Source organism: Rhizobium sp. ARZ01, from assembly GCF_014851675.1.
Taxonomy (GTDB): Bacteria; Pseudomonadota; Alphaproteobacteria; order Rhizobiales; family Rhizobiaceae; genus Mycoplana.
On record NZ_JACVAE010000001.1, the window covers coordinates 1412361 to 1425045 of the forward strand.

The 12685-nt window shown below is 63.1% G+C and carries 11 protein-coding genes and 3 pseudogenes; 1 reads left to right on the forward strand and 13 read right to left on the reverse strand.

The genetic code is table 11. The features are described from left to right. Positions 1–4 precede the first annotated feature (4 nt). The 10 genes and pseudogenes from IB238_RS06770 to IB238_RS06805 form a co-directional block, all read right to left on the reverse strand. On the reverse strand, positions 5–847 hold the full coding sequence (locus IB238_RS06770) for a class I fructose-bisphosphate aldolase (protein WP_192244696.1): 843 nt from the start codon (positions 845–847) through the stop codon (positions 5–7). 70 nt (positions 848–917) lie between these two features. Continuing rightward, positions 918–2657, reverse strand: a complete 1740-nt coding sequence (locus IB238_RS06775; protein WP_192244698.1) for a glycerol-3-phosphate dehydrogenase/oxidase — start codon at positions 2655–2657, stop codon at positions 918–920. 11 nt (positions 2658–2668) lie between these two features. After that, positions 2669–3664: an aldo/keto reductase gene (locus IB238_RS06780; protein WP_192244700.1), complete on the reverse strand. Its 996-nt coding sequence runs from the start codon at positions 3662–3664 to the stop codon at positions 2669–2671. Then, on the reverse strand, positions 3661–4665 hold the full coding sequence (locus IB238_RS06785) for a sugar-binding transcriptional regulator (RefSeq protein ID WP_192244702.1): 1005 nt from the start codon (positions 4663–4665) through the stop codon (positions 3661–3663). The genes IB238_RS06780 and IB238_RS06785 overlap by 4 nt, the downstream gene beginning before the upstream one ends. Position 4666: 1 nt before the next feature. Next, the gene (locus tag IB238_RS06790) at positions 4667–5659 is read right to left on the reverse strand and encodes an ABC transporter permease (protein ID WP_192244704.1); all 993 of its coding nucleotides are present in this window, start codon (positions 5657–5659) and stop codon (positions 4667–4669) included. A gap of 22 nt (positions 5660–5681) precedes the next feature. Further along, complete coding sequence (locus IB238_RS06795) at positions 5682–7226, reverse strand: sugar ABC transporter ATP-binding protein (protein ID WP_192244706.1); 1545 nt, start codon at positions 7224–7226, stop codon at positions 5682–5684. Between the two features lie 66 nt (positions 7227–7292). Next, on the reverse strand, positions 7293–8321 hold the full coding sequence (locus tag IB238_RS06800; protein WP_192244708.1) for a substrate-binding domain-containing protein: 1029 nt from the start codon (positions 8319–8321) through the stop codon (positions 7293–7295). Between the two features lie 165 nt (positions 8322–8486). Further along, positions 8487–8594 (reverse strand): annotated as a pseudogene (locus IB238_RS24355) (alpha/beta hydrolase); the annotation flags it as partial. Between the two features lie 110 nt (positions 8595–8704). Beyond that, positions 8705–8853, reverse strand: a pseudogene (locus IB238_RS24520) (GlxA family transcriptional regulator); the annotation flags it as partial. A gap of 70 nt (positions 8854–8923) precedes the next feature. Then, positions 8924–9334, reverse strand: a pseudogene (locus tag IB238_RS06805) (ABC transporter permease); the annotation flags it as partial. A 67-nt stretch (positions 9335–9401) separates the two neighbouring features. Between IB238_RS06805 and IB238_RS06810 the strand changes: the two are divergent. After that, positions 9402–9656: a hypothetical protein gene (locus IB238_RS06810; protein WP_348648245.1), complete on the forward strand. Its 255-nt coding sequence runs from the start codon at positions 9402–9404 to the stop codon at positions 9654–9656. Between the two features lie 239 nt (positions 9657–9895). On the opposite strand, the gene IB238_RS06815 is transcribed toward IB238_RS06810, so the two are convergent. The 3 genes from IB238_RS06815 to IB238_RS06825 are packed head-to-tail and all read right to left on the reverse strand — an operon-like array spanning position 9896 to position 12675. Beyond that, positions 9896–11044 carry a fumarylacetoacetate hydrolase family protein gene (locus tag IB238_RS06815; protein WP_192244710.1) on the reverse strand — a complete coding sequence of 383 codons (1149 nt, stop codon included), beginning with the start codon at positions 11042–11044 and terminating at the stop codon, positions 9896–9898. Beyond that, positions 11035–11931, reverse strand: a complete 897-nt coding sequence (locus tag IB238_RS06820) for an aldose 1-epimerase (protein WP_192244711.1) — start codon at positions 11929–11931, stop codon at positions 11035–11037. Before IB238_RS06820 ends, IB238_RS06815 begins: the two co-directional genes overlap by 10 nt. Then, positions 11932–12675, reverse strand: a complete 744-nt coding sequence (locus tag IB238_RS06825) for an SDR family oxidoreductase (protein ID WP_192244713.1) — start codon at positions 12673–12675, stop codon at positions 11932–11934. Positions 12676–12685 lie beyond the last annotated feature (10 nt).

Genomic DNA, 12685 nt, shown 5'->3' on the forward strand with positions numbered 1-12685 from the left:
ACAATCAGCCTTGCCGGTACAGCGCGAAGGCCTCCTTGCCGCTCGCATTGTCGTGCACGATCGCCATCAGCCCGCGCACGACGGCGCTTGGATTGGCGTGCTGATAGATGTTGCGCCCGTAGACCATGCCCATCGCGCCCTGCTTCATCAAGGCCGCCGACTTGTCGAACACAGCGCGCAGGTCTTCCTTGCCGCCGCCACGCACGAGAACCGGGCAACGTGCCGCTTCCACCACCCTGTGGAAATGTTCCGGATTGGTCGTCGGATCGGCCTTGACGATGTCGGCGCCCATCTCGCGGGCGAGCCTGGTCAGGGTGACGATCTTGTCGGCATCGCCGTCGACCATGTAGCCGCCATGCTCGGTCACTGGCTGCATCACGAGCGGCTCGATCATCAGCGGCATGCCGTATTTTTCGCAGTCGGCACGCACGCGGGAAATGTTCTGCACGCACTGGCGGAACAGGTCGGGCTCGTCCGGCAGCATGAACAGGTTGACCACCACGCAGGCCGCATCCATCTCGATCGCACCGACCAGCGGCTCGGACTCGTTCTGCAGCACCGCCCACATGTCGCGGTGACGGATGCGATTGTAGGGGTTGCCCATGTCGATGCGCATGACAAGCGCCGGCTTGTCCTTACCGGGAAGCGCCTGCAGAAGATCGGCCTGGCCGTAGTTCATCTGGATCGCGTCCGGCCCAGCGGCGGCGAGCGCCTGCACCACCGCCTCCATGTTCTCCAGCCCATCGAGGAAGGACGGCTCGTTGCAGACGCCGTGGTCGATGGCGACGTCCAGGCAGCGCCCGTTGCCGAACAGCCGGTTCATCCGGACCTTGCGATTGTGTCTCATGTCATTCTCCTACATTTCGAGATTTCGCGCCCGATCCGATCCGGACCATCGACGCATGGGATTTCATCCTTCAGACGGCTGCCTTCGCCTCGGTGGGTGATCCTTGCGACCGCGCCGCCAGCACCGCCTCGTCGACGCCGTGGCGGTCGCGCATCAGCGCAAGGAAACGCATGCGTTCGGCAGCGCGCTTCGTCGGCGTCCACCCCTTTTCCTCGGCGAGGATGTCGAGGACGGCATCGGCCATATCGAGCGAGAGTTCGCCGGCCACGGCAAGCGTCGTGCGTCGCAGCAGCAGATCGTCGAGATGTTCGACGGCCTCGTTGCGGATCAGGAACAGGATCTCGCGTGCAGTGTAGCGGGTGTCGGGCAAGGCCGGGTCATGACCAGCCGCGATGAAGTCCGCCACTCGCTCAGCCTCGGTGCCATAGCGTTCGAACAGTGCGGCCACGCGAGCGGGGGCGGTCCGTGTCCGTCCGGCAAGATCGGCGATCCACTTGTCAGGGTTTTCCGGAAAGGCGCGACCGCCGCCGATCGCGCGATCGGCGGTCGAGACCCGGCGGGCGCGCCCGAGCCGGTCCAGCGCCATGTCGGCGGCAAGCTCGCCGAAGGAGCGGAACGTCGTCCACTTGCCGCCGATCATGCACAGCACCGGCGCGCCACCAGCCTCGTCCTCGACCAGGTTGCAAAAGTGGTCGCGCGGGATGCGGCCTGTGAAGCTGTCGCTGCTTGCCGGCAGCGGCCGGACGCCGGAGAACTGGAAGACGATTTCTTCGGGCCGGATACTGATGCAGGGCAGGACGAAGGCCAGCGATTGCAGGATATAGTCGCGCTCGTCCGCCTCGCAGCGCACGGGCTCGGGATCGTCGACGCGGATGTCGGTCGAGCCGACGAGCACCTTGCCGAGATAGGGAAACAGGATGCAGATGCGTCCATCCTCGTTCTCGTAGTAGATCATGTGGCCGCCGAGCGCATCGCGCAGTTCGGCATTGTCGATGATGAGGTGCGAGCCCTTGGTGCCACCCATCAGCGGCTGAAGGGGACGATCGGACGCGAGCAGGCCGCCATTGGTGATGTCGATCCACCCGCCCGTCGCATTGACGATCAGCTTCGGCGCGACCGGCACGCTCGTGCCACCGATATGGTCAACGACGACATGGCCGCCCGCCTCGTCCCGCCGCAGTTCTGCGTAGTTCAGCGCTACTGCGCCTGTGGGCTGAGCGCGTGCGTCCTGCAGGAGCTCGATGCCGATCCGTTCGGGGTGGCTGACCCAGGCGTCGAAGTAGGTGGCCGAGCTGCGGATGTCCGGGTTGAGCGCCGGCCATTTGGCAAGCGTGGCACGCCGGCCGCGAAACTGGTGAGTGGGCATCAGCGCGCGCTTGCGCGTCAGAAAATCATAGATCGAAAGCCCCGCCTTGATGACGACCGCGCCGCGCCGGCTCGGCCGACGGCTCAGGCCGAGGAAACGAACGATTCCATTGGCAAGCCCGGAAAATACGTCGAAGACCGGGACCGTGGTCGGCAGCGGCGCGACATAATGCGGGGCGTTGCGCAACAGCCGGTCGCGCTCGACGAGCGATTCCTTCACGAGGCTGAACTCGCCGTTTTCGAGATAACGCAACCCCCCGTGGACCATGCGGGAGAGTGCCGCACTCGCGCCCGAGCAATAGTCGTGTTTCTCGACCAGCAGCACGCTCAACCCCTGCAGGGCCAGCTCGCGAAAGACGCTCGCCCCGTTGATGCCGCCGCCGACGATGCACACGTCCACTTTCGGGCTCTGGCGGAGCCCGTCCAAGGTCTCTTCCCGTTTCATGATGTGGTCCGTTAGCTTTCCATGTTCGCCAGTTTCGTCGCTATGGCCGCGTCAATCACGGCAAGCTCATTCGCGTCGAGCAGGATTGTCCCGGCCCTGGCATTGTCGAGCGCCTGCGCCGGATTGCGGGCGCCACAAAGGGTAAAGGTGATGCCCGGCTGCGCCAGCGTCCAGGCGATCACCGTCTGGGCGATCGTGGCGCGGTGACTGTCGGCAACCGGCCGGATCGCCTCGGCAAAGGCGGCAACCTTCCGTCGGTTCTCCACCGAGAAGCGTGGATTGTCCTTGCGCTGGTCGTCGCCGGAAAAGATGCGGTCCCGTCCGATCGTGCCGGAGAGCAGGCCAAGCGCCAGCGAGGAGTAGCTGAGCGTCGAGACGCGGTTGACGGTCGTGACCTGCAGCAGGTCGGCCTCGATCTCTCGGTCGATCATGCTGAACCGCTCCTGGATCGCATCCAGTCCACCGGTAGCCACATAGGCTTCGAGTTCGGCCCTGTTGACGTTGCTCGCGCCGATCGCGCGGATCTTGCCGGCCCTTTTCAACTCTTCTAGCGCCGCGACCGTTTCCTCGATCGGCGTCGTCGGGTCCTGCCAATGGGTAATGTAGAGGTCTATGTAGTCGGTTCCGAGCCGCTTCAGGCTCTGCTCGACTTCGTGGAAGATCGCGTCGCGGCCAAGGTAGCGATGCACCGGCTTGCCGTCCTGGTCGAAGAAGTGGTTGCCCTTCTGCGTGTGCCAGACGAGCCCGCACTTCGTCGCGATCACCGCCTTGTCACGGCGTCCGGCGAGCGCCTTGCCGACGATCTCCTCGGAACGCCCGAGCCCATAGGCGGGCGCCGTGTCGATCAGCGTCACGCCGGCATCGAGCGAGGCCTGGATCGCAGCGATCGATTCCCGTTCGTCCGTCCCGCCCCACATCCAGCCGCCGATCGCCCAGGTTCCAAGCCCCACCGCTGAAGCGGCGACGCCGGAGCGGCCGATCTCCCGTGTCAGTTGCTGTCCGCTCATGTCCGCTTTCCCTCTTCCTTGGCCAGCTCCAGGATACGCGCACCCGTCGCCTCGTCCGTCACCAGCGTATCCAGATGATTGCCCCGCATGACGCTCAGGATCGGCGCCGCCTTGTTCGGTCCGCTCGCAACACCGATCTTGGTGGGGATCGAGGCGAACTCGGGCAGCGTCAGCGACACGAGCGTGCGGTTCAGGCTGTAGTCGCAGACCCGGCCGTGGTTATCGAGCAAGTGCGCCAGTAGTTCGCAGGAGGCGCCGGAGCGCTCGATCGCCTGCCGGTCCGTGCTCGAGGACGGGTGCAGATCGTAGTAGCTCGAGTCGTCCGAGAGGATCGAGCCGATGCCGACGACGGCTAACTTCGCCCCTCGCGCCCGTTTGAACACGTCGGCGACTGAGCGCATGTTGATCAACATGGCTCGCTCAGCCTCGCTATCGGCAAACAGCGGTGCGTGGATCTGGAACGAGCGCCCGCCCAGCCGCTCTGCCATCAGCGTCGAGACGTGGTTGACGTCCGTATAGTGCTTGCCCTGCACACAGCCGGTTGCCGGGATCACCTCTACGTCGTAGTGGCGTTGCGGCTTGAGCCCGGCGACGACGGCGCTGACACCCTTGCCGCCGGTGATGCAAATCGTATCGCCGTCGTCGATCTCCTCAAGGAGAAGTCGCGCCGCCGCTTCGCCGACCGACACAAGGGCCGTCTGCGGATTGTCCGACACCGTCGGCACCACGACCACGCGGCCGATGCCGCCGAGCGCCAGAAGCTGTTCTTCCATATCGACCAGCGGCTCAACCGGCGACTTGATCTTGATCTCGACGAGGCCGAGCTGGCGGCCGCGCTTGATCAGCCGGTTGACGGTCGCATGTGACAGCCCGAGCTGATCGGCGATCTGCGCCTGCGTCAACCCCTCGAGGAAGTGCAGGACCAGCGCCTGATGCATCTGCCTGGCGATGACGATCTCTTCGCGCGGAGCTGTCGTGGTCTTCGGTTTGGCAATCGGCATGTCAGGCTGCCTTCCGCTTGTGCAGGAGATGGTCGATCGAAACGGCGGCCAGCAGTATGCAGCCCTTGATCATATCCTGCCAGTACACCGAGACGTCGAGCAGGATGAGCGAGCTCGTGACGACGGAGAGCAGCGCAATGCCGAGGATGGCGCCAAGGATCGTGCCCGATCCGCCGTTCAGAGACGCCCCGCCGATCACTGCTGCGGCAATGATGTTCAGCTCCATGCCGACGCCGAAGGTCGGGGTCGCCGCGCCGAAACGCGACATGTAGATGGCGCCGGCGACACCCGACAGCGTGGCGCAGAGCACCGTCACCCAGAATTTCACCTGCTTCGTCTTGATGCCCGAGTAGAGTGCCGCCTTCTCGTTGCTGCCGGTGTAGAAGACCTTGCGGAAGGCGGTCGCCCGGCGGAGCAGGAAGTCGAACACGATCACCACGGCAACGAAGATCAGGATCACCCAGGGAACGCCATGGAACGTGCCCTGCCCCACCGCCTTGAACGAGGGCGGCAGCGTGAAGAGCGACAGCGGCGTTCCCTTGGTGATGACGAGGCAGATACCGCGCACGATCACCATGGCGGCGAGCGAGGTGATGAAGTGGTTGAGGCCTACGACGGTGACGAAAAAGCCCATGATGCAGCCGATTGCGGCACTGGCAAGGATGCCGACCAGCGAGGCCGTCCAGGGATCGACGCCCATCAGGAACAGCGAACCGGACAGCACCATCGAGAAGCAGACAACCGAGCCGACCGACAGGTCAATACCGCCGACGATGAGCAGGATCGTCATACCGACGACGACGATGCCCTCGATGGAGAATGACATCAGCATGGCCCGGAAGTTGCCGAGCGTCAGGAAGTGCGGGGAGGCGAATGTCATGATGACGCAGAGCGCCAGGATGATCGCGATCAGTCCCGCCTCGCGCATCGTGCCTATCCGCTTCCAGGCCGGCACACGCGTCTCGCGCAGCGCCGCCAGTGTATCGACTGCCATCGTCTTCCCTCCCGCTCGTTCCTTAGGCGGCATGCTCGGATGCCTTCACGTCTTGGTGGTCCACCCCGCCGATGCCGGAGGCAAGCCGCATGATTGCTTCTTCGGTCATGGCTTCGCCCGAAACCTCGCCGGCGATCGTTCCCTCACGAACCACCAGCACCCGGTCGCAGAGGCCGAGCAGTTCCGGCAATTCGGAGGAGATGACGAGGATGCCGATGCCGGCTTGGGCAAGTTCCCGGAGCAGCCGGTGAATTTCGGCCTTGGCGCCGACGTCGATGCCACGCGTCGGCTCGTCCATCAGGATCACCTTCGGCTGCACGGCGAGCTGCTTGGCGATCGCCACCTTCTGCTGGTTGCCGCCGGAAAGCGAGGAGACCGGCATGTCGATGCCGCCCATGCGCACGCCGAGCCGGCGCACGAGGTCCTCGGCGAGCGCCTGCTCCCTGCGGGCATTCAAGAGGCCCAAGCGCCCCGTCAGCGCCTTCAGGTCGAGGACGGCGATGTTCTGCGCGATCGAGAGATCCAGGAACACGCCCGACCCCTTCCGGTCCTCTGAAAGATAGACGAGCCCCGCTTTGACCGCGTCTGCATAGCTGCGCGCCGCGAGCGGCTGGCCGCGAAGCCGCACCTCCCCCGTCGTTGCGGGCCGCAAGGCGCAGATGCCCTCGGCGATCTCGGTTCTACCCGAACCGATCAGTCCGCCGACGCCGAGGATCTCGCCCTTGCACAGTTCGAAGCTGACATCGTGGAAACGCGCGCCGTCGCCGAGATTGCGGACGGAAAGAATCGCCTCGTCCGAACGATCCGCCTCGTGCTGCTTTTCCGGATAGAGCTGGGTGATCTCGCGCCCGACCATGCTGCGCACGATATCATCCGGTGTCAGGCCGGCGATTGCCTCGGTCGAGACATAGCGGCCATCGCGAAACACGGTGACGCGGTCACAGAGGCTGAAGACCTCCGCCATGCGATGGCTGATATAGATGATCGAGATACCCTGCGCCTTCAGGTCGCGGATGATGCCGAACAGCACCTGCGCCTCCGCTTCCGTCAGGGCCGCGGTCGGCTCGTCAAAGATCAGCACACGGCAGTCGAGCGTCAGGGCCTTGGCGATTTCGACGAGTTGCTGGCTCGAGATCGGCAGGTCGCCAACTTTGGTGCGCACGTCGATCGGTGCCAGACGGTTCATCACCGTTTGCGCATCGCGGGCGAGCTTTCCGTAACTCATCAGGAGCGAACGCCGGCGGTTCGTCGCCGCCATGAACATGTTCTCGGCGACCGTCGCATCCGGGCAGAGAGCGATTTCCTGGTGCACCAGGCCGATGCCCAGCGACTGGGCGATAGAGGGCGAGGCGATCTTCACCGGCCGGCCGTCGATCAGGATCTCGCCCTCGTTCGGCTGCAACACGCCGGCGATGATGTTCATCAGCGTCGACTTGCCCGCGCCGTTCTCGCCGCAGAGCGCATGCACTTCGCCGCGCGCAAGGCTGAAACTCACCTCCGTCAGCGCCTTCACGGCCCCGAAATGCTTGGTGACGTTCCTGATTTCCAGCACTGGTCCTGACGTCATCGCGCCCTCTCCTCGTCCGTACCGGCGGCTGCCCGGAGCTCCCATCCGGGCAGCCGCCTTAGGGCCTTACTCCTCGATACCCTTGGTACCGCGACGCTTCAGGTACTTGTCCCAGTAAAAGTCGTCAGCGTTCTCGGCGGTCACAATCGACAACCCGTTGTCGACGACGGGGATGCTCATCGGGTTGAAGCCCGAGCGCTTGGCGTCGTTCATCGGGTCTATCAGTTCCGGATGCTTGGCGAGCCAGAGCAACATGAAGCCCATGTAGCCCTGCATGCCCTGGTTCGGGTTGATCGAGCCGAAGACTTCGCCGGCCTTGATCATGTCGAGGATGTTGGCATTGACGTCGGCGCACATGACGAGCACCTTGCCGCCGCTTTCCTTGCTTGCCTGCGCCGCACCGATCGCCGAGTTCGCCTCCGGCATAAAGACCGCGCCGAGGTTCGGATTGGCCTGGATGATGCTGTTGAGGCCTTGGTAGGCCTTGGTGGGATCCTGGTTGGAGGCAGCGCGGCCGACGAGCTTCATGTCCGGCCACTTCTCCTCCATGCGACCGACAAAGGCGGCAATGCGCTTGTCGTGATTGTCCTGGCCCGGATTTTCCAGAACCGCATACTCGCCCTTGCCGCCCATCTTCTCTGCGATCGCGTCAGCCGCATAGATGCCTTCGCGGGTGTTATCGGAGGTGATGAAGGACACGCGCTTGGAAAGTGGTGAGTCCGCCGCAAAGGTGACGACCGCCGTGCCCTGATCGATCGCGCGGTTGATCGGCTCGATGAACGGATCGGAGTTCATCGGATGTACGAGAATACCTGCCGGGTTCTGCGCCAAGGCCTGGTCGAAGGTGGCGATCTGCTTGTTGACGTCATATTCCGGCGTACCGGTATATTCCGTCTCGCAGCCGAACTGCTGGCCCGCCTGCTTGAACATTTCGTAGACCGGGAACCAGTATTCGACGCCCGAAACCATGACGTTCATGACATATTTCTCGCCCGGCTTGCACTTGAACGGGTTTTCCGTCTCAGCGCTTGCGGCAACGGCAAGGAACGTTGTTGTAAGGACCGCCAGGGCGGTCGTGCTTAGAAAATTGCGCAAGAGTCCTCCTCGAGGCCGAAGCCCCTCCCAAATGTCGGTGGCGCCGCTTCAAGGCGTCCGATGAACCTGTGAGATCCGAACTTCCTCCTCGAAGTCCGGTGTAAGGAGGTAAACTCATGGCGAAGCACGTGTCAATCGATTTCAGTTGATGAAATTTATTTCATCACGAAGATGAGGAGCCATCACCCGGTAGCCGGCCGCGGCCAGCAACGGCGCCACATCGACATAGGTGTAAATGTCAGCAGGCCAACCATGCAGACGGATCACCACAGGCCGGCACACTAAGATACAAATTCATGGCGCTGCGTCGACATTCTCCCTCGTCGATCGAAGCAGCCAAGCGGTCTCCCCCGGCCGCATTCTGCCGCCTATGCGCTCTCGCGCGCATTCGGCTCGAGCTCAAGCAGTGCCGAGAACCGTGACAGGCCCTCGCGCGGGGGTGATAGACTTCGAGCTTGCGGGCGACGGAGCGGGTGACGTCCTGGCCCAGTTCGATCATCGCAAGCGCAAGGTCGATGCCCGTCGTCATCCCGACAATAGTCTTCTCGACGTTGGATCGGCTGGCACACAACCCCTACCACCTGCAATGATCAACCATGATGCGACACAGAGACATAGCCAACCACTGGAAGCCAGCCCAGCTTCAGACCGAAGAACAGCAGAAACAGCAGACCAAGCAAGAAGGTTGGGATCGACAGAAGGAAAGTGGCCGAGCCGACCAGCAGGACATCGAAAACGCTGTTCTGCCGCCAGGCTGCGATCATGCCGGCCGGCACAGCGACGAAGCTGGCAAAGAAGACGGCTGCGAGCACGATCTCGGCGCTCGTCCAGAAGCGTTGCATGATCAGCGACAGCACCGGCTGGCCGGTGCTGATCGAGGTGCCAAGGTCGCCTGTCAGCACGTTCGAGAACCAGATCGCGAACTGTACCGGCATCGGACGGTCGAGCCCGTGTCGGGCGCGCAAATCCGCCAGGCTTGCCGGATCGGCGAGATCGCCAAGCATCAGCGAAGCCGTCGGCGACAACTGCTGAAATGTCGATTGCTTCGGTCGCCTTGGTTGAATTAGTGGCATCCGCGGAATCGACCGCCGCCATGAAGGAGGCGCGGAACGCTATCTCGGCGTCAAGCTTGTCAACGTCTTTCCTTATAACACGCAGATAGCGCTGCCAGGCCTTTTTTCGACCTATATCCTCTACGGTGATAGAATCGGCGTACCACTGGCCCTGATCGACGGTAACGTCACCACCAGTCGTCGCACGGTCGCCGCGTCCGCACTGGCCGCGGACTATCTAGCCCGCAAGGAATTTCGACTGGCCAGCGATCTCCGCGCATAGGTTTCGCCGGTTGGTTCGGAAAGCTGGGCGGGCCGCTTGAAGGGGCAAAGGGGGCAGAGCTCCCCGGCCGCTCCCCTCATCTAGGATCTGGCGGCTCAAGCCGCAAGCGTCAGGATATGCGGCAGATGGTGGAGGCTCGCTCCTAGTAGGATCGACATGACCCCGAAACTCCGAATGATCTTCGGGTCGGCTGCTGCCATCTGCTCCTTACATCCAGCGGAACGTGCCCGTATCATTTCCTAATTCCCGATCAGACCACGCACGGCGAGGTTGCGCATCAGGGCAGCGATTCCGAAGGTCCAGGGCGGGCATTCTGTCGATAGGGCTACCGTGTTGGTCAGGCTTCCCAATTCGGTATTGGAAATCGTCACCCGGTCGCCGATCTTGTGCGTGAAGCCTTGGCCAGGTGTATCCCGATCCTCGACGGGTGCAAAAAGCGTTCCCATGAACAGCATGAGTCCATCGGGATATTGATGGTGGCGGCCGATCGTCTGGGCGACAAGTTCGAGCGGATCGCGACTGATCTCCTTCATCGAACTGCTGCCGTTGAGGATAAAGCCGTCCCTGCCCTCGATCCGCAACTCCAGTTCGGCATTGCGCACATCGGCGATCGAGTAAGTCTCATCGAACAAGCGGATGAACGGCCCAATGGCCGATGAGGCATTGTTGTCCTTTGCCTTGCCGAGCAGCAACGCCGAGCGCCCCTCGACATCGCGCAGGTTGACATCGTTGCCCAGCGTCGCACCCTTCACGCGCCCCTGGCTATCGACGGCAAGCACGATCTCCGGTTCGGGATTGTTCCAGTTCGACATAGGATGAAGCCCGACCGAGGCGCCCCAGCCGACGGACGACAGAACAGGCGCCTTGGTAAAGACCTCGGCATCGGGTCCGATGCCGACCTCCAGATACTGCGACCACACACCGACCTCGATCAATGCCTCCTTAACCTTTGCAGCTTCCTGCGATCCCGCCCGCAGGTTACTCAGGCTTTCCCCGATGATGCCCGTCATTCGCTCGCGTATCACCCGCGCCATCTCAGGGTTTCCCGCAGCTTTCTCCTCGATGACCCGCTCGACCATCGAGCGCGCGAAGGTAACGCCGCAGGCCTTCACGGCCTGCAGGTCGCAGGGCGCAAGCATGGAATACGGTGCATCCGCGGCAAGCTCGAGATTCATGACCGCCTCCAGCGGCGCGACGATTTCCCCGCGCTGTTCGCGCACGAACGAGACCGGATCGTCTTTCTCCAGAAGATCGCGCATCGTCGGCGCCGCAGTGCCGGTGATGTCGACGATCATGCCGTCGCGCAGCACGACGACAGACGGACCGCGATGCCCGGTGCGGAAGATCCGGCCGACGAAGGTGCCGCGGTCAAATGAATTCAGTGCCATGAAGAACTCCAGTCCAAAGTCATCGTGCCCGCGAGGGTTTCGTGGGGAGCGAGGATCGCAAGTCCCGGAAGACCGGGGAGATTGTGCGCATCGACGGGGTGGGACACAGGCTCGAAGCAGAAGAAATCTGCATCCGGGCCGGGAGAAAAGACAAGAGCGACGTCGAGATTGTCCGATGCGCTCAAGCGGAAGGACAGTGCATCAGCGCCCTGCTCGACATCGCAGACACCGGGCCAGCCGGTGAAGGCATTGTTGATCCAACCGTCGGGCAATGCCGTCAGGGCGGAAAAATCCCAGCGGCTTTTCGCATCAATATCGATCGCCGCCATCGGAAGATGTCTTTCATCTTCCAGCCAGACCTTGTTCGCTGGAAACCGAATCTTCGTTTGCCGGCTTCTCGGAAACCAGGGATGGAAACCGATTCCGAACGGCAAAGCCGTTGCTGACGTCGATGTTACCTCCAGACACACCTCAAGCCGGGTTTGCGACAGAACCAGCGTCTGCCTGGCGTCGTAGCGGAACGGGCCAATGCCGCCGTCAGGGCAATGCAGAATGACCGTCGTTTCATCGCGTTCGGAAACGCCCCATTCCCGCGTGAAGCCGTCTCCGTGAATTGGAAACTCCTCCCCAGCCAGATTGGGGTCCACCCCGTGGAATTGGCCGCCGAACGCGAAGCCTCCCCCCGATATGCGGTTGGAGAAGGGAACCAGCACATTGGAGGCCAGCGCAAAGGGACCATCGCCGGTCCGGCCGCTCCATGGACGCAGGAGCGGCCGAAACCTTCCATCGGCGCCACGCACGTCGAGCTGCGCAATGCCGCCGCCCATGCAGGGCACGACGGCGACGCGCGCGCGCGCATTCTCGATAACGATCTCCTGCGCCTGCAACTACCAGCCTCCGTCAATGGCGAAGTTCTGGCCCGAGATCATGTCGGACGCGGCCGATACCAGGAAGAGGACGAGGCTTGCGACGTGGTCCGGCTCGATCCTCTTCTTCAGGCATTGGCGATCCAGAATCCAGTCGTTGTATTGCTGCAGCCGGTCGGCGAACACCCGCTCCTCGGCTTCGGAAACCACCGCGCCCGGCGAGACGGCATTGACGTTGATGCCGTAGGGGCCAAGCTCGCGGGCAAGGCCCTTGGTGAGGCCGAGCATCGCGCCCTTCGAGGCCACGTAGGGCACATAGCCGTCCCATTGCCCGTTCAGGGTGATCGAGGTGAAATTGACGATCTTTCCGCTTCGGCGTTCTTTCATGGATGGCGCGATGGCCCGCACCGCCGCGAAGGCGGCGGAAGAATTGACCCGGATCTGGTCCTCGTACTCCGCCAGGCTGAAGGCTTCGAAAGGCTTGTTGATGATCAGGGCTGCATTGTTGACGAGAATGTCGATACCGCCGGACCTTTCCGCTTCCTCGCCAATCACCTTCTCCGTGCGCTGCAGGTCGTTGAGATCGCAGCCGAGGAACCGGACGCCGGCACCAAGCTCGCCCGCCTTGCGCGCGCCGTCTTCCATGTCCGGCCGGTCAAGAACGATCACTGCGGCGCCCTCGGCATGTAGCCGCAGCGCCTGAGCCCTTCCCAAGGTACCGAGGCCGCCGGTGATCAGGGCCGTTTTTCCTTCTAGCGTTGCCATTGACGTTTCC

Excerpts from the sequence above, each read along its gene's own strand:
- IB238_RS06770 (WP_192244696.1), bottom strand. The coding sequence starts at position 847 with ATGAGACACAATCGCAAGGTCCGGATGAACCGGCTGTTCGGCAACGGG.
- IB238_RS06785 (WP_192244702.1), bottom strand. The coding sequence starts at position 4,665 with ATGCCGATTGCCAAACCGAAGACCACGACAGCTCCGCGCGAAGAGATC.
- IB238_RS06780 (WP_192244700.1), bottom strand. The coding sequence starts at position 3,664 with ATGAGCGGACAGCAACTGACACGGGAGATCGGCCGCTCCGGCGTCGCC.
- IB238_RS06775 (WP_192244698.1), bottom strand. The coding sequence starts at position 2,657 with ATGAAACGGGAAGAGACCTTGGACGGGCTCCGCCAGAGCCCGAAAGTG.
- IB238_RS06815 (WP_192244710.1), bottom strand. The coding sequence starts at position 11,044 with ATGGCACTGAATTCATTTGACCGCGGCACCTTCGTCGGCCGGATCTTC.
- IB238_RS06795 (WP_192244706.1), bottom strand. The coding sequence starts at position 7,226 with ATGACGTCAGGACCAGTGCTGGAAATCAGGAACGTCACCAAGCATTTC.
- IB238_RS06825 (WP_192244713.1), bottom strand. The coding sequence starts at position 12,675 with ATGGCAACGCTAGAAGGAAAAACGGCCCTGATCACCGGCGGCCTCGGT.
- IB238_RS06790 (WP_192244704.1), bottom strand. The coding sequence starts at position 5,659 with ATGGCAGTCGATACACTGGCGGCGCTGCGCGAGACGCGTGTGCCGGCC.